Source organism: Shewanella insulae, from assembly GCF_009831655.1.
Classification (GTDB): domain Bacteria; phylum Pseudomonadota; class Gammaproteobacteria; order Enterobacterales; family Shewanellaceae; genus Shewanella; species Shewanella insulae.
The window spans coordinates 206,671-231,362 of the sequence record NZ_WRPA01000001.1 but is presented as its reverse complement, the minus strand read 5'-3'; the positions used below and the strand labels follow the sequence as shown (position 1 = coordinate 231,362).

Here is a 24,692-nt window from a genome sequence, read left to right as displayed (position 1 = left end):
CTTGTATGTCAACACCCTCTTAACAGGCAAATGCTGGTTGGCTATAATCCGAAGCGCAGCGTAGGAGCCAACCAGTATTTGTCTTTGTTGAAGCGCTTGTTATGTACGTGTTACCAAGCTTCAAATTCAAAGCTGGGAAACTCTGATAAATTGAAGTCACCATTGAGGTTACGAACAATTTCCTCGACCTCATCAAAAGATAAAATTGTACCATATGAACCGCCTTTTTCAGGAAAAGGGATTTCAGACCAAATATTATCTTCGTAGTCGTTCAAATAAAATTGGAGAGTAATACCAGCTTTATTAATAACACCAAAAAAGCATCCCGGCTCATCACCAACAGTTTCATAAAGAATCTCAATAGCTTGATCTTTACATAATGAAACAGGTGAATCACTAGAAACGTTATGCTTTTTTATTGGGTTGCTGTAAAAATATTTTAAATTATCCATATTAAGTACATAACAACTTATTAGTGAGACCTTGCAAGGTACGCTACCTTGTAAGGTAGGAGACCAAGCATGTAAATAAGTGGGGCCAGAGTAATCTTCTAAAGGAGGTGATTGGCGCATGTGGTTGGCTTTTTCATTCCCTGAATGGCGTAGTCGATGCTTGATTCGAGTTGGCCTAGCTCTGTCCTTAATTGGTGATACTTTAATCTATCTTGTCGGGGCTATACAACAAGCCAGGTCACATTTAATCAAAGATTTCTCTCTAAAAAATAAAGAGTTGAATCTATTCAAACCAGATCAGTTCCAATCGAAGAAGCGTTGAGATACGGGTGTAAGCACACTTTTGGCTCTCGGCGGCATGGCCAAATATGTTCCCTACATCTTTTGGCATTCCCTACATCCATGTAGGTCAGTGCCGCCGTGAAGCCTCCAGGGATAACTCTCTTTGACAAAAAGTCGGCGTGCCAAAAGAGTGCTTGCACATTCCCCCGCCGGAGGCGTTAGGTTGCCATGAAGGTATGACCTTCAATTGCCTCCCCAACATCCATTCAGGTCAGAAGACGCATAGCGTGTCACAGGCGTATCTGCACATAAGTCCACCGCAGGTGATAGGTTACCATGAAGGTACGACCTTCAAACATTTCCCAACAAGCAATCGGGCAAACACCACAAGCTGAAAATCGAGAATCCTCGAACACCAGATGACCTCAAATCGAAGAGACGTTAGATATCTAGTGTAGATACACTTGTGAGCTTCCGTGACAGGGATCTCACGGTAGAGCCTACAGGGAGCGTACTTGCGGCGTCTCACAAGGGTATCTGCACAACCCTCGCCGGGCAGGCGTTTAATACCTTAGAAGGTGCAACCTTCAATATCCCCTCCAACATCCATGTAGGTTAGAGGATCTCGCAGAACCCCTACAAAGAGGCCAATCAAAAACATCTGTAAGGAGTTCTGCAGATGTAAAAAAGCCCTCAATCTGAGGGCTTCTACCTTTTCTGCCTTTAGACCTTATTTCTCACTAGGCCTGCTATCGACCCAAGGATTAAAGGCTGGCTTTTGTTCAACCTTACGCTCTGACCTTTGATCTTTACCGCCGCGATCACCAGGCGTTCCTGATTTAGCTTTAGCAGGCCTAGCCTTCCTGTCTGTAGAGTTACCTTTATAAGGTGATGCCTTAGCTTGAGACTTGGATTGACCTCTTGGTTTACCCTCTCTACGTTTATCCTTAGCGTCCTTAGAATCCTTCTCTCCTTGGCTAGCCGACACTTCACCGCCCTTCTCACCTTGCGCCTGCTCACGTTTGGCCTTGGGCACATAGTTAAGGATAGAGATGGGCACAGGTTTTCTTGGCGCGAAACCTTCTATCTCTCGGCGCTCGAGAAGGTGATCGAGGCGGCTCTCGATCATGCACAGATTCTTAAAGTCATCCTTAGACACCAGGGAGATCGCCTCGCCCTTGGCGCCGGCACGGCCGGTACGACCGATACGATGAACATATTCATCGGCTGGAAACGGCAGGTCATAGTTAATCACCAACGGCAGGTTGTCGATATCGATCCCGCGCGCCGAGATGCCGGTGGAGATAAGGTAGGCAATCTTACCCGCCTTGAAGTCTGCCAGGATCTGCTCTCGTACCGCCTGAGTACGACCGCTGTGAATACACTCGGCCTGAATGCCACGCTTCTCCAGCTGACTCACCAGCTTGGCGGCGCCATGTTTGGTCTCGATAAAAATAAGCGCCTGGGGCCAGGCATTGTCTTTAATCAGCTGACTGAGCAGCGCCGACTTCTTATCCTTATCGACCGTGGTGATCCACTGCTCGATATCTGGCTGGCTCTCTTGATTCTTAGTGACCGACAGATGGATCGCCTTAGGCACCGCCTGTTTTGCCAGTTCGCGCACCGGCCGAGACAGGGTGGCGGAAAACAGCAGGTTTTGTCTCTCCTCTGGCAAGGTATCTAAGATCTTGGTGATATCCTCGATAAAGCCCATATCTAACATGCGATCGGCTTCATCGAGCACCAGGAGTTCCACCTCATCGAAGCGGATCGCTCTCTGGGTGTAGAGATCCCGCAAACGACCCGGGGTGGCTACCACGATATCCACGCCCTCGATCAACTGCTGCTTCTGCGCCTGCACGTCGACGCCGCCGTATACGGCCATGGATACCAGGCCTAAGCCTTTACCATATTGGCCAATGCGATCGTTTACCTGCAGCACCAACTCGCGTGTCGGCGCCAGAATGATCGCCCGCGCCCGCTTCTTACGCTGCGTCTTTCCCTGGATCAGGGTCGAGATCATAGGTAGCACGAAAGTCGCCGTCTTACCGCTGCCGGTTTGCGCCGCCGCGATCAGATTTTTACCCTTGAGCGCCAGGGGAATGGCTTCTTGCTGAATTGGCGTTGGCTGGCTGTAGCCAAGTTGCTCAAGGTTGGTGAGCACAGCATTTGACAGGCCAAGATTTGCAAAGGTCATGGGTTCTCTCTTAGGGTCACAAGGGCAATAATCGTCAGCCAATCAAGTGGCTGGTATTTGAGGCGCGCTAGTATAACAGAGCCGTTTGCTAAGACTAGTCCAGTTTACCCAAAGTAAACCAATAATATAGAAAGCTTAAAGTGACTTGAAAACGCCAATGCACCTCTCGACCAATCTTAGCCAGCTATCTCAACCGCCCGTCATTGTCAGCTTTTACAAGAATCTGGTACCTATCCGTTTTCATCATAGAACCTAACTTATTGTATCGCGCTCATTGCGGCATCATGCCCCTAACGGCTGCATTTGCTTCGCTGACTTAACACAAGCAATGCCTCTTTACGGTCTCACCGACGGCATATCGGGAGCGACTCACCTGTATAGCTGCCAGTGAATAGATGAACAGGAGCGATTATGAAGACTCTATATACCCTTGCCGCGATCTTACTGTTAAGCGCCTGTGCAAGCAGCGATCCTGGCTCGACCCACACCATACACAACAGCGGCGGCTATTGTGATTTTCACTGCCAGCGCCTCGAAGATGAGCTAACACGGCGAGAGATAGAAGATCGCATCATAGAGCGTGAGATTGATAGGGAGATCATAGATGAAATAACGCCGCCAGACGATATCCCGGCCGAACTCTACTAACAGGCCTTCTACTTTAAAGCCTTCTATTTGTAAGCCTTTTGATTGCGATCCCGGCGGGGCTAATTGTTTTCCCGTCACATTCGCATACAAAATAAATAGTTTAGGGAAGAGTAAATTAAGCCGGTGGCGCCGTTATGGGCAATAATAAAGAGGTGACTAGAGACAAGGCACCTTCGCTTTCTCCTTATCGTTGACTTATCTTTATAGCTTTACAAGGTGCTCAACTCTAAGTCACACTGGCTGACGCACGGCAGTTAGGATCTTGTCAGAGAGGCTGTGCCAGCATCTTTCTCCCTCTGGCAGTGCAAAGGATTGACTATGAGTGATCCCTATTTAGGCCAATCGGTCACACACGATCTTCACGATACCCTGCCCATCTGGCGCGAACTGATCTTTAAGCGGCTATTTGGCCTGCTCGCCATCTTATGCGTGCCCGTCTACATTACCAGTGTCTACCTCTGTATCAAGATGGGACTGGTTACCATGGCTGTCTTCGACACCTTGGCCTATCTGATACTGCTCTATATCATAATGGCTCGCAGACTCAAGGAAACGGCGCGCTACTGTATAGGTTGCTTGATGTTTTTCGCCATCGGCGTGGCATTTCTCATCACCATAGGCCCCACGGGTGCCGGCTTTTTCTGGTTGTTTATCTTTCCCCCGCTCACCAGCATACTAATAGGTAAAAAAGCTAGTCTTTATGCCCAGCTGCTTAATGCTACCGCCTTGATAACGATTGGCCTTGCCTACGATAAGCAATGGTTTCAATGGCCCGAGACTCAAGGCTATAACAGCTTCATCTGGTTTGTGGTGGCTATAAACTTTATCGTCACCAATGCCATGGTTACTCAGTCTGCCGCCTTCCTGCTGGGCAAGCTGACCCAATCGCTACGATCGACCATAGCTTCGCGGCGGGCAACCGTAATGGGACTAGCCAAACTGGCCGAATATCGCGACAACGAGACTGGCGCGCACCTTATCCGCATGCAGCACTATGCCAAGATGCTGGCTACCCAGCGGCAAACCGATACAGATGCACCGACAGAATTAACCGACGACTTTATTCAGGAGATCACCCTCTCCTCTATTTTACATGATATCGGTAAGGTGGGGATCGCCGATGCTATCTTGCTAAAACCGGGCAGACTCACCCAGGAGGAATTTGAACAGATAAAGGCGCACCCGGTTATCGGCGCTCAGGTATTAGCGAGCCTGCTTAGTTACGCCCCCGAGTGTCCTTACATAAAGATGGGGCGTGATATCGCCGGTGGACACCATGAATGGTGGGACGGTAGTGGCTATCCGGCAGGGCTCAAGGGGGAAGCTATCCCCCTCTCGGCCCGCATCGTCGCCTTAGTGGATGTGTATGACGCCCTCACCTCACCACGCTGTTATAAACGGCCATTTAGCCATCAAGAGGCGCTTGAGATTATAGAGCGGGATAAGGGCACCCATTTCGATCCTAAATTGGTGGAGAGTTTTATCACCATCAACCATAGGTTCGAGTTACTCTCGCATGCGTCACTAAATGAGAAACCGTCAGAGCAACCAGCGCGAGACGAACCAGTCCAGCTAATCGAGTCCGAATTGGAAACCAGCTAACAGACTAGTGATATTTACGGCCCCCATGGCTTAACCACCCCGCCGGATGGCGTCCCCTTGGATCATGATGTGTCCAGTGGATCACACCGCCGCGCTCATTCCACTCATATTCACCGAAGAAGCCCACACTGTCTCCGACCTTGAGATCGGCAATGCGCGGCGCCAAATCGATATTGTGGGCCACCAGCAGCGTCTGACCACTGGCCAGACGCAGAATAAAGCGTTGATGACGACTGCCCTTGGTATCATCACTCAGCAGGCGAATCACCTCGCCTTCCCCCTGGATCTGAACGCCGCTTTGCCTTTGCTCAAACGCCTGACCCAGCAAGACATCGTCAGCCAGGATCGGCGAACTAATTGCGAACGACAAGATGATGAGTAACAGCCCACGGCAGATCTTAGTCATAACTTCATATCCTGACTTGCTGGTTTAGATTGAGGAGCGCAAGGCTCAAGCGCCATAAGGAGCACTTGAGACTGAACGCTGGAGACCGAGCATTTGAAACTGGGCGCTTGAAACTGAGCTCTTGAGTGAGTATCAATGCAAATTGCTCTTTATAAGGTGTCGAGGCATCACTTCTGAAGTTAACAACGCCTTTACCGTAATATGCTCTGGGTTATTAGCACTGGCAAGATAACTAACCTTAGGCATCTTATTTAGCATTGCTTGAGTCATCCAACCTTCGGGCATGGAGCCTACCAGTGTCTTACTCACCTCATTGCCCTGACTATCGATAATCACAAAATAGCTAAACTTGCCGGCCCCCTTAGGGAACCAGCTAGGGCGGGACTTCAGCATCACAGGTTTTGTAGACTTAGGTTGCCAATAATCACTTAGGTTTTCCCCGCTCACCTCAACCAGATTAGCAGCCGATAGGGCCTTATTGATAGTTTCAGAATCACCGGGAGTTTCTTGGGTGGTGCCACAGGCAGTTAATGCCAGGGTCAACATGGCGCTGACAAATAATTTTTTAGACATTTTTCATCCTTGAATAATAGATTAATGCAATGATTTTATTGTTGAAAAGATTAACGAACTACACTATTACAATAGCGCTTAAACAGAAAATAACGGGCTGGACTGCCTTCGTATGCCGGGATAACCCCTGCTGTGGTAAAGCCGAGCTTTTGATAGAAATCTGGCGCCTGAAAATCTAGGGTATCTACCTGAGCCTGCAGGCAACCGCGGCTAATTGCCAGGCGCTCTGCCTCTATCATCAATTCACGTCCGAGCCCTGTGCCACGGGCCGACTCATCCACCCAGACCACATGAATAAGAAAATTTTTATAGATGGTTCGCCCATAGACGCCACCGATTAGCTTACCCATGTCATTATGGGCCAGTACGGTGAGAGGCTCAGACGTCTCCTGGCCCATCTTGTCGAAATTAAACTGGCGAACCCCATCTACCAGGGTATCGACGAGTTCGCTGTTCTCTCCCTCTGCCTGACTAATGGTTAAATGATCTCGCTTACTAATTGTCTGCATAGCTTCTACTCATAGTTATTATCATGCGGCACACTTTCCATTAGCGCCAAAGTCATCTCACCGGCGGAGATCTTTCTGCAGGCTGTGATATTTGCGCCGCACCAGAGAGGCGAGAAATCGCTCATACCGATGGCCTCGCTCTCCTTGCGTAGTTGCGTCATAAGGTTTGTGGCATAGGGAAAGGCTGGTGCGTGAGGGTTCATCGCCCCTAACTCTGTCATGGCGCGGTTCACTATGCCTCTTGCAGGCCTGCCCGAGAATATATTGGTGAGTGCAGTGTGCCCTTGAGTCTTAGCCGCATGTTCTATGGCTGCTTTATGCAGGCTTGAGGTATTGGCCTCATCACACAAGAGATAGGCGCTGCCTATCTGTACGGCGCAGGCTCCATTTTCCATCGCGGCTTTCACCCCGTGACCATCGCCTATTCCGCCGGCTGCGATCAGTGCAACATCGACTCGCGAGGCGATCTGCTTCAGCAGCGTTTCTAATTCCACCTGGGTATTCACATCATCACTGAGAAACATGCCGCGATGACCACCCGCCTCGATGCCCTGGACGATAATGCCATCCACGCCTCGCTCCGCCAGATACTCTGCCTCGGCCACCGTGGTGGCGCTGGAGATCACCTTGCATCCCCAGGATCTCACCCGCTTAAGCAGATCCTCTTGGGGCAAGCCGAAATGAAAACTCATCACCTCAGGTTTAAAGGCTTCTATGGCATCGGCTATCTCATGATTAAAAGGCATGCGACTCGCACCGCCTTAGCCGAGATCGGCCGCTATCCTGAGTCCATCGAAATAAGGTGCCAATAGCGCATGCCAGCGCGCTTGGGCTTGAGTGTCAAACGGTGGCAACTCATGACAGAAAAAATTAAGGTTTAACGGCGCACAGGTTGCCGCCCTAAAGCGCTTAATCTCATCGACTACCTGTGCCGGGCTCAGCATGCCACAGGGGATCGAGCCAAGCCCACCGACCTTGGCCACGGCGATCGCGAGTTTGCTGTCTTGTACTCCTGCCATAGGCGCCTGAATGATAGGCAATTCGGTGCCCAGCAACGCCTTGAAGTCTTTGTTATTCATTACCAACCCTTAGTGAAACCGCCTCGACCATCATATTCTACATAAGCTCAGAACTAAGCTCAGAGCTATGCTAACGGCTATCTAACAAGCTGCTAGCTCGCAAGAAATTAGCTCGTGATAGGCTAGCGGCCTGGTTCGTGCGCCTCATACCAGGGGAGCTTGGCATCCATCTCCTCCCAGTTCGCCTTGGAGGTCACAAAGTTATGAGACATGGGGCGCTCGTTGATCGGCGAATCCAATATGCCGAGTCTGAGGCGAATACGCTTACTATCCTGATCGTTGGCGCTGTAGATAGGTGACGCACAGTGACGACAAAAATAGCGGCGCTTTCCAGGAGAGAACTCAAAACTTGTTAGGAAATCGGCCTTATCAGACAGATTGAAGTCCACCAGTTCGACGAAACCATTGGTGGCGAATGCCGTGCCGCTGGACTTACGACAAAGGGAACAGTGGCAGTGAATGATCTGACTTATGGGTCCGCTGATGGCGACTTTGATGCCACCGCATAGACAACTTCCTTGATACATAAATTTCCTGATCTGACTTAAGTTATTGCGATAAAACGACTGCACAACAGCAATCAGGCCCTATGCTGCCATAACTTGTGACGTCAGATCAGTATAAATTTCTGCGCTAAACACCTAAATTGCGTAACTAAATGTGGCAAGGCTTTAACAAGCCTGCTGTGCTCCTCCTTCTAGCCCCGCCATTTCTCACTAGCCTGCCTAATCGATTAAGCGCTAAACCCTGAACACAAAGCACTGACCACTCACAGGCGAGTGCGTGAATACGTATGCAGCGCATTGCTCAGCTCAAGCCTTCCCTTCTAACATGGCTATCACTCATGGCCAGCATTCATGACAAGCAATAACCCTTCACCCTAAAAACAACAAAGAAAAAGGTACACGGAATGTCTTGCACACCAATACCACTAGCGCGCGGCTATGCCAGTGCGCGTACCCCATCGCAATCTAGATCTAGGTTTCGTCCTGCAACGGCCATATCGGCGCTAACGCTCGCCATTGCGGCGACAGGCATGATGCTGCCAAGCACTAGCCAGGCCAAGACTGTCTCCCTGACCTCACCTGACAAGCAGATAGTGGTCAGCCTGAGCGATGACGAGCAGTCGCCGCAGTACAGTGTCAGCTTCCAAGGCAAGAAGGTGATCGAACCATCGAAACTTGGCATGGTGTTTCAGTCTCTTGGGGAGTTTGGCAACGACTTTAGTATCGAGGAGGTCAAACGCAGCCGGGCCGATGAGCGCTGGCAACAGCCTTGGGGTGAGCGTGAATGGGTTATCGATAAACACAACGGCCTGACGGCCACCCTGAGTAATGGCCAATACCACTTCATGGTCGAGTTCAAGGTGTTCGATGATGGCTTGGGCTTTCGCTACCGGGTACCTAAACAAGGCAGTTTAGATAAGCTCAACATCACCAGAGAGCTCACCGAATTCACCCTGCCACAACCTGAAAAAGTCACCGCCTGGTGGATCCCGGCGCGCGGCTGGAACCGCTACGAGTACCTGTATCAGAAGACGCCGCTCAAACAGGTCGATAGGGTTCATACCCCCTTTACCTTCACCCTGGTCGATGGGGTGCACATGAGCATCCACGAGGCGGCGCTGGTGGACTTTGCGGCCATGACGCTGGATCAGCGCAGAGACGGCACCCTGCGTGCCGATCTCACCCCTTGGTCGGATGGCGTTCGCGTCAAGACCCAAGCGGGCTTTAGCACGCCGTGGCGCACGATTCAGATCGCCGACAAGGCTACCGGCCTGCTGAACTCAGATCTTATCCTCAATCTCAACGAGCCAAACAAGCTGGGAGATGTGGATTGGGTCGAGCCCGGCAAGTATGTGGGGATCTGGTGGGGCATGCACCTCAACGAGAACACCTGGGGCTCCGGCGACAAACACGGCGCCACCACATCCGAGACCAAGCGCTACATGGATTTTGCCGCCGATAATGGCTTTGCCGGCGTATTGGTAGAAGGCTGGAACCTAGGTTGGGATGGCAGCTGGTTCCACAACGGCGACGTATTCAGCTTCACTAAGGCCTATCCTGACTTCGATCTCCCCGAGATCTCTGCCTATGGTGCCAGCAAGGGCGTTCGCCTGATCGGTCATCACGAGACCTCTGGCTCTGTCACCAACTATCGCAACCAGATGAGCGATGCATATGATCTCTATCAGAAATATGGCGTCACCCAGGTGAAGACAGGCTATGTGGCAGATGGCGGCGATATCAAGCGGGTCGACGACCAAGGCATGGTGCACCACGAATGGCATGACGGCCAGTTTATGGTCAACGAATACCTGCATAGCGTCACCGAGGCGGCCAAGCGGCATATCAGCATCAACACCCATGAGCCGATTAAAGATACCGGCCTGCGCCGCACCTATCCTAACTGGATCAGCCGCGAAGGCGCCCGTGGTCAGGAGTTTAACGCCTGGGGCACACCGCCTAACAATCCGTCCCACACCACTACCCTGGCCTACACCCGCATGCTGGCTGGCCCCATGGATTTCACCCCGGGGATCTTCGATCTGGCCCCTAAGGGCCTAGACGCGGTTAACCGGGTGCAGACCACGCTGACCAAGCAGTTAGCACTCTATGTGGTGCTCTACAGCCCAATTCAGATGGCCGCCGATCTGCCCCGCAACTACAAGCAGCATCCCGATGCATTCAAGTTTATTCAGGATGTCCCCACCGACTGGGCCCAGAGTATCGCCCTGGCCGGTGAGGTAGGCGAGTATGTGGCCTTTGCCCGTCAGGAGCGTGGTGGCAAGAGCCAGGGCAAGGATTGGTACCTGGGCGCGATCACAGACGATGAAGCGCGCGAGATCAGCATAGATCTCGATTTCCTCGACCCGGCACTGAGCTATGAGGCGCAGATCTACCGCGACGGCAACAAGGCCGATTGGCGCACCAATCCCTATGACTATGTGATTGAGACCCAGAAGGTGAATAGCAAGCAGCAGCTGACATTAAAGCTTGCCAGCAGCGGCGGCGTCGCCATTCGCTTCAAGGCGCTCTAACACTCTGATGCCTGCACTAGACATCTAGCGCTTAAACCACATTAGAGGATGCAAGTCTGCTCAGGCAGGCTTGCATCCTCTTTTCTATTCTGGCGGCGCCTTTCTCCCTCTCCTGTTTTATCCCGTAATATCAGACCAGGACTCATCATCTGCAACATTTGTTTACCTTTTTCCGGCGATTCCCCCTACATTTCTACGACTAAAGCCGCGATCCCTCATCCAAGCGCTAGCGTTATTCTGCTAAGGTGATTTGTGCACTCTTAGCCCACACAAAGCTAGCCAAAATGGTCGCTATCCAACTAGGCTAGCTCAGTGCATAGAAAGCATTGAAAAATAACAAGAAAGAAGAGCAGAACATGACTATCAAGGCATCTATCGGCAAGACCCTAGTATTAACGACCATCTGCGCTGGCGCCGCCCAGGCAGCACCTCCGGCCACACCTCTGCATCATGCAGGAAGCAGCCACTCGGCACTTAGCCAAAATGCTTTAAGCCAAAGTGCATTAAGCCAAAGCGCTCTTAACCAGAGCGCTCTGGGCCAGAGTCCTTATGCGGCACCCTCCCAGGAAGATCTGCGCCTGTATGATGTAGCGGCTGCGCCGCAGCCTGCACGCATACTGCAAGATATACAAACCTTAGTGGATTTCGGCACCCGCCATACCCTATCGAGTCAGACAGATAAAGATCGCGGCATAGGCGCGGCCAGAAACTGGATCAAGGCCGAGTTTGAACGTATCTCCGCCGCCTGCGATCACTGCCTTGAGGTGATAGAGGTGGGTGACACAGTATCGGGCAAGCGCATTCCCGAGCCGACACGGGTGGTGAATATCATCGCCATTCAACGTGGCACCCTAGATCCTAACCGCGTGGTGATGATGAGCGGCGATATCGACTCTCGGGTCAGCGACGTGATGGACGCCAGCTCCTTCTCCCCCGGCGCCAACGATAACGCCTCCGGCGTCGCCGGCGCCCTGGAGGCCGCTCGCGTCCTCAGCCAGTATCAGTTTGGTGGCACCATAGTCTACGCGGCGCTGTCGGGTGAAGAGCAAGGCTTGTATGGCGGCGCTGGCCTGGCCGACTTTGCCAAGAAACAGGGCTGGCAGGTGGAGGCCGTGCTCAATAACGACATGATAGGCAACATCCAAGGGATCAACGGCGTGGTGAGCAACCATACTGTGCGGGTGTTCTCCGAGGGCGTGCGTATCGCAGAAACACAGGCAGAAGCCAAGGAGCGTTACTTCAGTGGCGGCGAGAACGATTCTGCCTCTCGAAATTTAGCCAGACACATCAAGCAGCTGGCCGATCAGTATATGACTAACTTAGATGTGCAGCTTATCTATCGACTCGATCGCTTCGGTCGCGGCGGACATCACCTGCCCTTTAACAAGGCAGGCTTCCCTGCGGTGCGCGTGATGGAAACCAACGAGAACTACAACCGTCAGCATCAGGACATACGCACGGAGAACGGTATCGACTATGGCGACGTGATCGAGGGGGTAGATGAGGCCTTCGCCGCCAAGCTAACCGCCCTCAACGCCATCAGCCTGGCGTCTATGGCCTGGGCCCCTGCGCCGCCGACTCAGGTGAGTATCTCGGGACAGGTATCGGCCGATACCCGGCTTAGCTGGCAGGCGGATGCCACCGCAGAGGTTGCCGGTTACCGCATCTATTGGCGCAAGACCACAGAGCCGGAGTGGAGCCATAGCCGTTATGTGGGCAAGGTTAACAGCTTCACCCTGAGCAACATGGTGATCGACAACTACCTGTACGGCGTTGCCGCCGTGGGCTTTAACGGCAACACCAGCCCTGTGGTGTTCCCCGGTGCGGCAGGCTCCTTCTTCCGTCCAGCAAGCGGAGCAGACAAAAACGCCGAAAAATCGCGCTAATTCATCCACAAAAAGCTCAAATTGATGCATCTAAATATTTGAATGATATTATAGTAAAAACCAATATTCAGGTCGCTATGGCGGCCTGTTTTTTACCATAATCCAAATGACGCCAGCTACATAGACCCCGAATTAATACCGCAAATTGGCTAAATCGAGAAATACGACGAATAGAGCAAGCTCCGCAATCTACCTAACAAATAATTTCATCAACCAGTTAATTTTTACCTCAACAAGCACCCGCTCTTAAATACTATTCGACCACTCTCCCTTCTCAGTAGGCCTTTTTAAACGCGCTTTTAGCGTGAATAGAGACACAGAGACGGACATGTCGAGCATTGTTACAAATCCGAAATGATATAAAACTAGCAGTCTTATAAAGCAGCTTTAATTAGCTGTTTTTATTATAGTTAAGTCGTCCATTCCTCGGTGCCACCAGGTTAATAACAGGCTACACAAAGGTTAACGCCTGATGATGAATACGTATGTAATCAGTTGTCGGTCGTTTCGGCTCAGGGTTAACATGCCTTGGTGTTTAATTTCATGCGTAACTGCCTATGAAATTGGCCAGGTCGACGCTCACCTCATCAGGCACTGAAGGCATGAGAGGCGAGCGCTAGAGTCTCTATCTACTCATCAAGGCTTAAGCCTAGTGAATAAGCCTAGAGAAGTAGAACCCTAGCTTTTGGCGAATACCCGTTTGAGGGAAGCGTGTATTCGCCTCTTTTTTCACTCGACCGACTTCCATAAAATACAGATTGCACGGCCCTTAGGCGCTGTGCAGATCAATAATGAATAATAAAGAGAAGCATCGGATGTCACAAAACGCCCTATCCGCCCAAGGCACCCCCAAGGTTAAACCTGCACTCAGCTTCTGGCAGATCTTCAACATGTGTTTCGGTTTCCTGGGGATCCAGTTTGGCTTTGCCCTGCAAAACGCCAACGTCAGCCGCATTTTTCAGACGCTCGGTGCGTCGATTGATGACATCCCCATTCTCTGGATAGCCGCGCCGCTCACAGGCCTGCTGGTGCAGCCGATCATCGGCTATATGAGCGACAACACCTGGGGCCGCCTGGGCCGTCGTCGCCCCTACTTTCTGATTGGCGCCATCTTTACCACCCTAGCCATCTTCATCATGCCCCACTCGCCTGTGCTCTGGATTGCGGCAGGCATGTTGTGGATCATGGACGCCTCGATCAACATCGCCATGGAGCCGTTTCGCGCCTTCGTGGGCGACAACCTGCCAAGTAAGCAGCGCCCACTTGGCTATGCCATGCAGAGTTTCTTCATCGGCGTCGGCGCCGTTGTCGCCTCGGCCCTGCCTTACCTGCTGACTAACTACTTCGATGTGGCAAACACGGCGCCCGAGGGCGAGATTGCCGATTCGGTGCGTTACGCCTTCTATTTCGGCGGCGCCGTGCTGCTACTCGCCGTCAGCTGGACTGTGTTTACCACCAAAGAGTATTCGCCCGAGGAATTGGCCCGCTTCGAACAGGATAATGACGAGCAGATAACCCTGCATCACGATCGCAGCTGGCAGGCCTATCAGAAAGGCGCCATGCTCTGGAGTCTGGTGGGCGCCACCTTAACCGTCGTCATCTTCATGCAGTCTCTGGACAAGCAGCTCTATCTGCTGGCCCTTGGGATCTTCGCCTTCGGCCCACTCCAGTGGTTCTGCGCTAAGACACTGAAACAGATCAAGGGCGAGGAACGACACAATCAAGGCATGGTGTTTAGCGTGGTCGATGCTCTGTTCCATATGCCAAAGGCGATGCGCCAACTGGCGGTAGTGCAGTTTTTCTCCTGGTTTGCCCTCTTCTCCATGTGGATCTATACCACTGCTGCGGTAACTGACCATCACTATGGTACCCAGGATGTGCTGTCAAAGGCCTACAACGATGGCGCCGACTGGGTGGGCATGCTGTTTGCCTCATACAATGGTTTTGCCGCCGTGGCCGCCATCTTCATCCCCCTGCTCGCAATGGCAGTAGGCCTCAAGGTCACTCACCTAATTAACCTCTGCTGCGGCGGCATTGGCCTGATCAGCTTCTACTTTATTCAAGACCCGAATCTGCTGTGGCTTCCCATGATAGGCGTTGGTATCGCCTGGGCCTCCATCCTCTCTATCCCCTATGCCCTACTATCCAATGCCCTGCCTGCGGCCAAGATGGGGGTCTACATGGGGATCTTTAACTTCTTCATCGTGATCCCTCAGCTGCTGGCCGCCAGCGTGCTCGGCGTGCTGCTCAAGACCTTCTTCGGCGGCAAGCCGATCTTTGCCCTCATTCTGGGTGGCAGTTTCATGATATTGGCGGGGATCAGCGTGCTATTTGTCAGCACCCAAGCGAGCAAAGCCGAACGCTAATGCGTAAGGCTTGAGGCTTGAGCCCTAATAAACACACAGACTTAAACGACTTAACTGACTTAACCAGAATATAAACATAATAAACGAGACCCTTAATATGACGTCTAAGCCAGTACCTTTTACGCGCTCTCTGCTTGCCCTCTCCCTGGGCGCCCTGCTCAGCGCCTGTGGCGGCGCCAAGAGTAATATCGACGCCGCGCCAGCTCAAACCGCCAGCGTATCTGAGACGATTTTAGTTGCACCGGGTGCCCCCGGCGCCTCCCCTACCTGGGCCTTTTCCGGCAAAACAGGGATCGGCACTTCTTATGAGCCCTATGTGACCAATGAGCAAGGTGCCGATCAGTACCTGAGCAGTCAGGCCAATCCCGTTAGCCGGGTCTGGTTCTCCTTAGCACAAGGGATCCTTACCGAGACCATGTATGGGCTTATCCATAACGCCCAGCTCAAAGAGGCGCAGTTCATCATCAGCGGTAACGGCTTCGTCGATACGGAAAAGGACAATACCGTCACCAGCATAGATTACCTGCATAAGGATGCAGCTGGGCGGCCACTGTCCCTCGCTTACAAGGTGATTAACAAAGATATAGAGGGCAAGTATCAGATAGAAAAGCACTTCTTTACCGATCCCGATCGCGACAGCCTGGTGATGCAGGTGTTCTTTACCGCCTTCGAGCCAGGGATCACCCCTTATCTCTATGTTAATCCCCATGTCGACAACAGCGGCGCCAACGATATCGCCAGCGTGAGCCAAGATGGCAACAGCCTCTACGCCTACACGGGAAATAAAGATTCCAGCGTGCTGACGGTGCGCGGAGACATTCCCTTTACAGCTAGCAGCGTGGGGTTCGTTGGCGAGTCTGACGGCCTGACGGATCTTAAGGCCAACGGCGAGATGAATTGGCAATACGCCAGCACCAGCGGTGACAAACAAAGCCTAGGTAATGTGGCCATGACGGCGGCGCTGCCTACCCTAGAGGTCGGCGATGCCAGCCGACCAAGCCTCAGCATCACCTTAGTGTTTGGTTTTGGCCCAGATAAGGCCAGCAGCGAGCAAAACACCAAAGACACCCTAAATGATGGTTATGACAAGGTGCTCGCCGCCTATAACGGCGAAGGCGATACCATCGGCTGGCAGGATTATCTGCAGTCGCTCTCTAGCCTTAATACCATGACGGCTAATACCGCCGACGCAGGTAAGCTGCTGTATACCAGCGCCATGGTGCTAAAAGCCCAGGAAGATAAGACCCATGCAGGCGCCCTTATCGCCTCACTCTCTAATCCCTGGGGCGACAGCGTCTCTGCCGTCACTGGCTCGACCGGCTACAAGGCGGTCTGGCCGAGGGACTTCTATCAATGCGCCATGGCGTTTTTGGCTATGGGTGATACCCAAACGCCTAAGGTGGCCTTCGAGTATCTAAGGAAGGTTCAGGTTACGGCAGCGACACCCGGCTATAGCGGCGTGCCCGGCTGGTTCCTGCAGAAGACCCATGTGGATGGTCAGATAGAATGGGTCGGCGTGCAGCTGGATCAGACCGCCATGCCTATCATGCTGGGCTGGAAGCTCTGGCAGGCTGGCGTGCTGAGCGATGACGAGATAGCCAACTGGTACCAGACCATGCTGAAACCCGCGGCCGATTTTCTGATAAGCGGCGGCGAGGTCAACCTCGACTGGAACCACACCCAAATCACGCCGCTTAAGACGCAGCAGGAACGCTGGGAAGAGCAGCAAGGCTACTCACCTTCTACCGCAGCCGCTGTCATCACCGGGCTTATTACCGCCAGCGATATCGCCAAACAGGCGGGCGATATCAGCTCAAGCGAGAAATATCTGGCCAGTGCCAAGGCGATGGCGGAAAAGCTGGACTCACTAGTGGTCACCCAGAAGGGGCTGCTGAGCGCACAGGATGGCAGCAAAGCGCCTTACTACCTTCGCCTTGCACCCAATGGCACGCCAGAGACTGCAGATAGACTCGCCGACAATAATGGCCGCGCCGGCTTAGATCAGCGTAAGGTACTCGATGGCGGCTTCCTGGAGCTGGTGCGTTACGGTGTGAAGAGCGCCAACGACAAAACCATTAATGACACCCTTAAACTCATCGATAACACGGCGCTTGAGGACAACCTCAGGGTAAAATATGAGTTTACCGCCAAAGATGGCAGCAAGTTCCCAGGCTTTAGACGCTATGGCAACGACGGTTACGGTGAAGATACCGACACTGGCGCCAACTATGCCGAGAATGGCAATAATACTCCGGGGCAACGCGGCCGAGTCTGGCCATTTTTCACCGGTGAGCGCGCCCACTTCGAGCTGGCCAAGGCGATCGCTGATGGCACGCTGAACGACAAAAGCAAAACGCAGCTGGTGCAGACCTATGTTAAGGGGATGGAAGCTTTCGCCAACGAAGGCCTTATGCTCCCCGAGCAGGTATGGGATGGTGTGGGCGATAAGACCCGCTTTAACTATAAGCTTGGTCAAGGCACCAATTCGGCGACTCCACTAGCCTGGACCCACGCCGAATATGTCAAGATGGTCCGCTCCATTACAGAGGCTAAGGTATGGGATCATTATGAGGATGTTGCCAAGGCGCTAAACGACTAAGCACCAAATTAAGGCCTTAATCTCAATCTGTTCACCTCCCCTGTGAAAGAGCCAGTCGATTAGACTGGCTTTTTTATTGGCTCCCCCAGAAGCTCGCTTAACTTGCTTACTTAAAACTTAAGGGTTCAATATCGCCCGCTAGCCACTCGAGAGGCCCCAACACATTGCTATATAAAAAGATATAACGAATTTTCGGGTTATAACATCATGTTCTTTTTATGAGCGAAAACCGCAGCGGCTATGGGTTTGCCCCCCATATGAGCCAAGAAAGAGTGGGTAATTTCTGCCGATAAAGATGATATTTCAGCAAAATTGATAAAAATGAATAAAAAAATTTGAAAAGTATTGATATACTTCCCCCCGAATTTTAGAACGTAACTCCAATAGAGTAGAAAAATGACTGATTTATCAAAGTACAGAAACATTGGTATCTTCGCTCACGTTGATGCGGGTAAGACCACCACAACAGAGCGTATCCTAAAGCTAACCGGCAAGATTCATAAGCTCGGTGAAGTTCATGATGGTGAATCTACAACCGACTTCATGGAACAGGAAGCTGAGCGTGGTATTACCATTCAGTCTGCTGCTGTAAGTTGCTTCTGGAACGATCACCGTTTCAACGTTATCGACACCCCTGGCCACGTTGACTTCACAGTTGAAGTTTATCGTTCTCTAAAAGTACTAGACGGTGGTGTTGGTGTATTCTGTGGTTCTGGTGGTGTTGAGCCACAATCAGAAACCAACTGGCGTTATGCAAACGAATCTGAAGTTGCACGTATCATTTTCGTAAACAAGTTGGACCGTATGGGTGCCGACTTCTTGCGCGTTGTTAAGCAAACTAAAGACGTTCTTGCAGCGAACCCACTCGTAATGGTACTGCCTATCGGTATCGAAGATGAGTTCAAGGGCGTTGTCGATCTACTAACCCGTAAAGCATGGGTTTGGGACGAAACTGGACAAGCTGAAAACTACACCATCGAAGATATCCCTGCTGATATGGTTGACATGGTTGAAGAATACCGTGAGCAACTGATCGAGTCTGCCGTTGAGATGGATGACGATCTGATGGAAGCTTACATGGAAGGCGAAGAGCCATCTATGGAAGACATCAAGCGTTGTATCCGTGAAGGTACTCGTACCATGCACTTCTTCCCAACATACTGTGGTAGCGCATTCAAGAACAAAGGTATGCAGCTTCTACTAGACGCAGTAGTTGATTACCTACCTTCACCTACTGAAGTTGACCCACAGCCTCTGACTGACGAAGAAGGTAACGAGACTGGCGAACACGCTATCGTTGACGCTGATGCTCCTCTGAAAGCACTTGCGTTCAAGATCATGGATGACCGTTTCGGTGCCCTGACCTTCGTACGTATCTACTCAGGTCGCATCAACAAGGGTGACACCATCCTGAACTCTGCAACAGGTAAGACTGAGCGTATCGGTCGTATGTGTGAAATGCAGGCTGATGAGCGTAACGAACTTGAAACCGCACAAGCTGGTGACATCATCGCTATCGTGGGTATGAAGAACGTTCAAACTGGTCACACTCTGTGTGATGTTAAGCACCCATGTACTCTGGAAGCCATGGTGTTCCCAGAGCCAGTGATCTCTATCGCAGTAGCACCTAAAGACAAGGGCGGCAGCGAGAAGATGGGTATCGCTATCGGTAAGATGATCGCAGAAGATCCATCATTCCGCGTTGAAACTGACGAAGATTCAGGCGAAACCATCCTTAAGGGTATGGGTGAACTTCACCTAGACATTAAGGTTGACATCCTGAAGCGTACTTACGGCGTTGACCTAATCGTTGGTGAGCCACAAGTAGCTTACCGTGAAACTATCACTCAAGAAATTGCTGATAGCTACACGCACAAGAAGCAGTCTGGTGGTTCTGGTCAGTTCGGTAAGATCGACTATGTTATCCGTCCTGGTGAGCAAAACTCTGGCTTTACCTTCAGCTCTTCAGTTGTTGGTGGTAACGTACCTAAGGAATTCTGGCCTGCTGTTGAGAAAGGTTTCGAGAGCATGATGCAGACCGGTACCGTTGCAGGCTTCCCAGTGCTAGACGTTGAACTAGAACTGACTGACGGTGCTTTCCACGCAGTTGACTCTTCAGCTATCGCGTTCGAAATCGCTGCTAAAGGCGCATTCCGTCAATCTATGCCAAAAGCTGGCGCGCAACTACTTGAGCCTATCATGAAAGTTGACGTATTCAGCCCAGAAGACAACGTAGGTGACGTAATTGGTGACCTTAACCGTCGTCGCGGCATGATCAAAGATCAGCAAGCTGGTGTGACTGGTGTTCGTATCAAGGCTGACGTACCGCTATCAGAAATGTTCGGTTACATCGGTTCACTACGTACAATGACTTCTGGTCGTGGTCAGTTCTCTATGGAGTTCTCACACTACGCACCATGTCCTAACAGCGTATCTGAAAAAGTTATCGCTGAAGTTAAAGAAAGAGAAGCTAAGAAGTAATCTTACTCCTTAACTAAAGTTTCTTTACTAAAAACCCTAACAATGTATGTTGTTAGGGTTTTTCTTTTGTGCCCATCCCTAACAGGAGCCTTTATGTCCCAAGAAGCCATAGTGGTATTGGATTTTGAAACCACAGGCCTCTCTCCCGCCCAGGGCGATCGCGCCATCGAGATAGGGGCGGTAAAACTCAATCAAGGTGTGGTGATCGACAGATTTCAGCAGTTGATGAATCCTGGCTTTGCCGTTAGCCGTTTTATCGCAGACTACACGGGGATCACCAATGAGATGCTCAATGATGCGCCGCGTTGTGAAACCGTCATGGCAGACTTTGCCGACTTTATTAATGGCTGTCACCTGGTGGCCCACAACGCCAGTTTCGATCAGAAGTTTTTAGCCGCTGAATTTGCACGAATCAATCTGGAGCAACCCCAACCTTTTGCCTGTTCGCTATTGCTGGCGAGGCGTCTATTTCAAGCTGCACCCAACCATCAGCTGGGCACCCTAGTGAATTATTTAGCTATCGCCAACGACGGCGTGTTTCACCGCGCACTGAATGATGCCGAGGTGACTGGCGCCTTGTGGCTGGCGCTTACCGATGCGGTGGCGCAAAGATGGGCCTGTCCAGCGCCCAGTTTTGAATTGATGCTCAAGCTGCAACGTCAACCTAAGCATCAGCTTGAAAAGTTTATGCGTTCATACTTAGGTTAGCCTGGTTTGCCGCAGGATTCACGCTCGATCAGGCAGGTGGGGATCAACTGATTGCTCACCTCCTGCCCCTTGATCAGTTTCAGCAGGCTCTCAACCAAGATCTCGCCAGCTAACTTAGTGTCTTGCTTGACAGTCGTTAATGCTGGATTGGCAAAACTGGCCACAGGAATGTCGTCGTAGCCAACAACGGCAACATCTTCGGGAACTCGGATCCCCTGCTCTTTTAGCGCTCGCATGGCGCCGATGGCAATCAGATCGCTGGCAGCAAAGATCGCATCGAAGGGAGTTTTCTGTGCCAATAATTGCTTTGCGGCCTCGAAGCCCGAACTTTCGGTGCTAATGGCATCCATCTGCAGGTTTTTCTGTAACGGCACGCCTGCGGCCCTAAGTGCCTGTTGATGACCCAGATAGCGTGCCAGAAACTCAGGACAATGATCTGAGGCGTCACCGATAAATGCTATCCGGCTAAATCCCTTCTCCAACAAGTGTTCGGTCGCGATCCTGCCACCTTGACGATTATCACAGCCGATCGACAGGACTGAAGACTTTTGTTCCGCTGGGCCCCAAATCACCACGTGAGTGTTCTGAGCGGTCAGCTTATTGAGCTTCTCTTCGTAGTCCTTGTAATCGCCATATCCAAGCAAGATAATGCCATCGGCCTTATTACTGTCTTCATAGTCGGCGTGCCAGTCGCTGCTGAGTTGCTGAAAGGACACCAGCAAGTCGTAACCCTGCTGCGCCGTTGCCCGGGTGATAGAACCTAACATAGAGAGAAAGAAGGGGTTGATCAAAGAGTCGTCGTTGGTGGGATCTTCACACAACAACAAGGCCAGGGTCAGGCTGCTCTGGGTGCGCAGGTTGCTGGCATTTTTGTCGACCTTATAATTAAGTTCCTTGGCAATCGCCTGTACTCTCAAGCGCGTCTCTTCATTGACGAGCGGACTGTTTCGCAACGCACGCGATACCGTGGATTGTGATACCCCGGCGCGGTATGCGATATCGATAGAGGTAGCTTTCGTTGTCATAATTATGGACGACCTTGTAATACACAAACAGGGCGATCTGTCGCTCGCCCCTCAAGGGTTAAGATTATATCCCAAGCTCCTTCATCAGATCATCTGAATCGTCGACCACTACGGCACTATTGACCGCCGCCGACCAGGAATCATCCTTTTCTTTGCTCCCCTGACCATGTTGTGCCAGCAAGGCATCGGGATCGTCTTCCTCGTGTTCAAACTCAGCCAACTTGATAAATTCTGTCTTATCCATGGCATATTCAAGATAAAAGATATGATTTCTGGCAGTTTTAAAGGCCACCCTACGCGCCACTGCCTCATCCAGATTAGTGTCGATGGAGATGGTCAGCTCCTTGTTGATGGTCAACATCTTGGGCTGACTCTGATTAATCGAGGTTTGCAGCTCCTTGTTAACCTTGACGATAAAATCCCCCAGGATCTGATTCATCAATTCCCCCATGACATCCCCCACCTCATCCGAGGTATGAGAGAAGGCCAGCTCAGACTCTGGCATGCCCATCTGCTTCATATAGGCCTGATAGATCTCTACGGCAGCCGGGGCAGAAAAGTTAATGACCACCAAGCCGGAGAATCCGCCATCGAAGATAGAGAAACAGCCGAGATCTGGCTTGAGGCAGGTCTTAGTGATGCTCTGCACCATGGCCGCATGGCTCACCTGACTCGCCGTGGTACTGGACAGCACATGGCACACAGAGTGGCAGAGTTTAAGAAGAATATCGTCGGAACTGATCACTTGCGAGGTCATAATCTCATCACACAAAAAAAGGTCATACTCCATTCTGCGCGCTATTAGGCTAAAAATCAAAATCAAAACAGGGGATTAGTTAATTCTCATTCAGGGGTCAAATATCGTACAGATATTTTTAATATTAATTCCCGTGATTCAACATGCATGCGCCCTATCAAAAGCCTGTGCAAAGCACCGTTAACCTTCTCACAAAGAGGCCTACAAACATTGTTCGATTGCGTAAAAATGCCAATAGGATCCGCTGTCAACGTGAGCCAGTTCAATTAATTAACAATAAACAGTCAAACGATTGACTATTCGTTCTCACCGCATTTTCATCGCAATTATTAGCCTGTATATTAGCGACATTTAAACGGATGATTGATAGGATATAAAATGCTTGCCATCCTCAGAAAGTTCACCATTCTTCAACGCCTCATCCTAATGCTGGTACTTGCCGCCATCGGCACCTTTGTCTTCGCCAGCTTTTCGATAAACGAGCAGCGCAACAACCTGATTAAACAGAAATGGCTGCAAAACGACGCGCAGTTATCCACCCTCTTGAGCGTGATAGATACCCACTATCGTCAGTCCCAGCAAGATATCCTGACACCAGAACAGGCCAAGCAGGAAGCGGCAAACCTGGTCAATCAGATCCAATATGGTGCCAGTGGCTACTTCCTGCTGTTCGACCGAGAACACACACTGCTCGCCAACGGCTCGGCGCCAGACCGGCTCGGCATCAAGGCTTCGGCCCTGTCCAGCCAGATGGGCGGCAATGGCCTGGATCGTCTGCTTGACGATGCCTCTGACTCGGGTATCGCCAAGGCGCGAATGGAGATGAAAAACCCGGTCACGGGTGAACGTGAGGAGGCGCTCATGGAGGCCCGAACCTTCCCCGAATGGCAATGGACCTTGGTGACCACCTCCTACATGAGTGACGTAAACGATACCACCATCAGCGTCATGTATAATTACTTAGGCATAATGATCCTGATCTCGGCGCCCATTTTCGCCTTCTTCTTAGTCCTCAATCACTCCATCAGCTCGCCCCTGAATCAGGCGATCGATGCGATGAAAGATATCGCCGAGGGTGAAGGCGATCTCACCAAGCGCCTGCCAACGAAAGGCAGAGATGAGGTGGTCGCTCTGGCCTTAGCTTTTAATAACTTTGTCGGCAAGATAAATAAGATGGTGGCGGATCTTCAGCCAGTTGGTCAGGATCTGAACCAGGATGCCGACCGCCTGTTTAATGCCGTAGCCGAATCCAACGCCAGCGTGGATCACCTACATCAAGAGACCAGCAGCGTGGCCACCGCCATCAACCAGATGTTATCCACCACCCATGAGATGGCCAGCAGCACCCAGCAAGCAGCCGATGCGGCCAATAGCGTCAAGCAGCAGGCCCAGGACAGCAAGCAGCAGATGGATGGTACGGTCGACAACACCCATAAGCTAGTTCAGGAGCTGAAAAATGCCGAGAGCATTACTCAGCACCTTGGGGTATCGTCGGAGCAGATCGGCAGCATACTGGATGTGATCCGCGGTATCGCCGATCAGACCAACCTGCTTGCCCTTAACGCCGCTATCGAAGCCGCCCGCGCCGGTGCCCATGGTCGAGGCTTTGCCGTAGTGGCCGATGAGGTTCGCGCGCTGGCCAACCGCACCCAGGACTCCACCAACGAGATCCAGAAGATCATCACAGACATCCAGAACGGCGTTGCCAATGTGATGCACAGCAACAGCGACACTCAGACCCAATCGGTCGAGCTGCAGCAACAAGCCCAGGCCGTGGGTGACTCCCTCAACACCATCTTGGAGTTGATCGCCCATATCAGTGACATGAACACCCAGCTGGCCAGCGCCACCGAGGAGCAATCCTTGGTCACCGAGGAGATAAACCGTAATATCTGTAGCATCACCGAGCTCTCCGAGGTATCGGTCAAGGCCAACGAGAGCAATCGCATGGCAGCAGAATCACTGCGTCAGATAAGCCAGACCAGCGCCAAGATCTTAGGCCAGTTTAAGGTATAAACTAACAGCTGAATTTAAGGCGATTTAACCAAGCGGGGAGCCATAGGGCTCCCCTTTTTTACGCCA

General features: G+C 51.6%; 17 protein-coding genes and 1 pseudogene. 9 read left to right on the top strand and 9 right to left on the bottom strand.

Annotation, left to right across the window (positions count from 1 at the left end; all coding sequences use genetic code 11):
- Positions 1 to 110: 110 nt before the first annotated feature.
- Together GNT65_RS01025 and GNT65_RS01020 are read right to left on the bottom strand one after the other, a co-directional pair.
- Positions 111 to 572, bottom strand: coding sequence for a hypothetical protein (locus tag GNT65_RS01025; protein WP_160793279.1), 462 nt, complete (start codon positions 570 to 572; stop codon positions 111 to 113).
- 892 nt (positions 573 to 1,464) lie between these two features.
- Positions 1,465 to 2,931: a DEAD/DEAH box helicase gene (locus GNT65_RS01020; protein ID WP_160793278.1), complete on the bottom strand. Its 1,467-nt coding sequence runs from the start codon at positions 2,929 to 2,931 to the stop codon at positions 1,465 to 1,467.
- A 411-nt stretch (positions 2,932 to 3,342) separates the two neighbouring features.
- Between GNT65_RS01020 and GNT65_RS01015 the strand changes: the two genes are divergently transcribed.
- Complete coding sequence (locus tag GNT65_RS01015; RefSeq protein ID WP_160793277.1) at positions 3,343 to 3,579, top strand: hypothetical protein; 237 nt, start codon at positions 3,343 to 3,345, stop codon at positions 3,577 to 3,579.
- A 318-nt stretch (positions 3,580 to 3,897) separates the two neighbouring features.
- Positions 3,898 to 5,181: an HD-GYP domain-containing protein gene (locus GNT65_RS01010; protein ID WP_160793276.1), complete on the top strand. Its 1,284-nt coding sequence runs from the start codon at positions 3,898 to 3,900 to the stop codon at positions 5,179 to 5,181.
- A 4-nt stretch (positions 5,182 to 5,185) separates the two neighbouring features.
- Here GNT65_RS01010 and GNT65_RS01005 read toward each other — a convergent pair whose 3' ends face one another.
- The 5 genes and pseudogenes from GNT65_RS01005 to GNT65_RS00985 form a co-directional block, all read right to left on the bottom strand.
- The gene (locus GNT65_RS01005) at positions 5,186 to 5,587 is read right to left on the bottom strand and encodes a DUF3465 domain-containing protein (RefSeq protein ID WP_181006104.1); all 402 of its coding nucleotides are present in this window, start codon (positions 5,585 to 5,587) and stop codon (positions 5,186 to 5,188) included.
- 132 nt (positions 5,588 to 5,719) lie between these two features.
- Positions 5,720 to 6,160: a hypothetical protein gene (locus tag GNT65_RS01000; RefSeq protein WP_160793275.1), complete on the bottom strand. Its 441-nt coding sequence runs from the start codon at positions 6,158 to 6,160 to the stop codon at positions 5,720 to 5,722.
- Positions 6,161 to 6,210: 50 nt separating this feature from the next.
- Positions 6,211 to 6,669, bottom strand: a complete 459-nt coding sequence (locus GNT65_RS00995; RefSeq protein ID WP_160793274.1) for a GNAT family N-acetyltransferase — start codon at positions 6,667 to 6,669, stop codon at positions 6,211 to 6,213.
- 5 nt (positions 6,670 to 6,674) lie between these two features.
- Positions 6,675 to 7,748 (bottom strand): annotated as a pseudogene (locus tag GNT65_RS00990) (NAD(P)H-dependent flavin oxidoreductase).
- 122 nt (positions 7,749 to 7,870) lie between these two features.
- Positions 7,871 to 8,275, bottom strand: a complete 405-nt coding sequence (locus GNT65_RS00985; RefSeq protein WP_160793273.1) for a GFA family protein — start codon at positions 8,273 to 8,275, stop codon at positions 7,871 to 7,873.
- A gap of 383 nt (positions 8,276 to 8,658) precedes the next feature.
- On the opposite strand from GNT65_RS00985, the gene GNT65_RS00980 reads away from it, so the two are divergent.
- The 6 genes from GNT65_RS00980 (at position 8,659) to GNT65_RS00955 (ending at position 20,828) form a co-directional block, all read left to right on the top strand.
- Positions 8,659 to 10,788 carry a glycoside hydrolase family 97 protein gene (locus GNT65_RS00980; RefSeq protein ID WP_160793272.1) on the top strand — a complete coding sequence of 710 codons (2,130 nt, stop codon included), beginning with the start codon at positions 8,659 to 8,661 and terminating at the stop codon, positions 10,786 to 10,788.
- 356 nt (positions 10,789 to 11,144) lie between these two features.
- Complete coding sequence (locus GNT65_RS00975) at positions 11,145 to 12,674, top strand: M28 family metallopeptidase (RefSeq protein ID WP_160793271.1); 1,530 nt, start codon at positions 11,145 to 11,147, stop codon at positions 12,672 to 12,674.
- A gap of 815 nt (positions 12,675 to 13,489) precedes the next feature.
- Complete coding sequence (locus GNT65_RS00970) at positions 13,490 to 15,040, top strand: MFS transporter (protein WP_239896950.1); 1,551 nt, start codon at positions 13,490 to 13,492, stop codon at positions 15,038 to 15,040.
- Between the two features lie 97 nt (positions 15,041 to 15,137).
- Complete coding sequence (locus GNT65_RS00965; RefSeq protein WP_160793269.1) at positions 15,138 to 17,639, top strand: glycoside hydrolase family 15 protein; 2,502 nt, start codon at positions 15,138 to 15,140, stop codon at positions 17,637 to 17,639.
- A gap of 396 nt (positions 17,640 to 18,035) precedes the next feature.
- Positions 18,036 to 20,120, top strand: a complete 2,085-nt coding sequence (fusA, locus tag GNT65_RS00960; protein WP_160793268.1) for an elongation factor G — start codon at positions 18,036 to 18,038, stop codon at positions 20,118 to 20,120.
- A gap of 93 nt (positions 20,121 to 20,213) precedes the next feature.
- The gene (locus tag GNT65_RS00955) at positions 20,214 to 20,828 is read left to right on the top strand and encodes a 3'-5' exonuclease (RefSeq protein WP_160793267.1); all 615 of its coding nucleotides are present in this window, start codon (positions 20,214 to 20,216) and stop codon (positions 20,826 to 20,828) included.
- Here the strand turns inward: GNT65_RS00955 and GNT65_RS00950 are convergent.
- Complete coding sequence (locus tag GNT65_RS00950; protein ID WP_160793266.1) at positions 20,825 to 21,853, bottom strand: LacI family DNA-binding transcriptional regulator; 1,029 nt, start codon at positions 21,851 to 21,853, stop codon at positions 20,825 to 20,827. The genes GNT65_RS00955 and GNT65_RS00950 overlap by 4 nt on opposite strands.
- Positions 21,854 to 21,917: 64 nt before the next feature.
- Positions 21,918 to 22,610 carry a DUF3334 family protein gene (locus GNT65_RS00945; RefSeq protein ID WP_181006103.1) on the bottom strand — a complete coding sequence of 231 codons (693 nt, stop codon included), beginning with the start codon at positions 22,608 to 22,610 and terminating at the stop codon, positions 21,918 to 21,920.
- A gap of 378 nt (positions 22,611 to 22,988) precedes the next feature.
- On the opposite strand from GNT65_RS00945, the gene GNT65_RS00940 reads away from it, so the two are divergent.
- Positions 22,989 to 24,626 (top strand): methyl-accepting chemotaxis protein, encoded by a 1,638-nt coding sequence (locus tag GNT65_RS00940; RefSeq protein ID WP_160793265.1) that lies wholly within the window; start codon positions 22,989 to 22,991, stop codon positions 24,624 to 24,626.
- Positions 24,627 to 24,692: the final 66 nt, after the last annotated feature.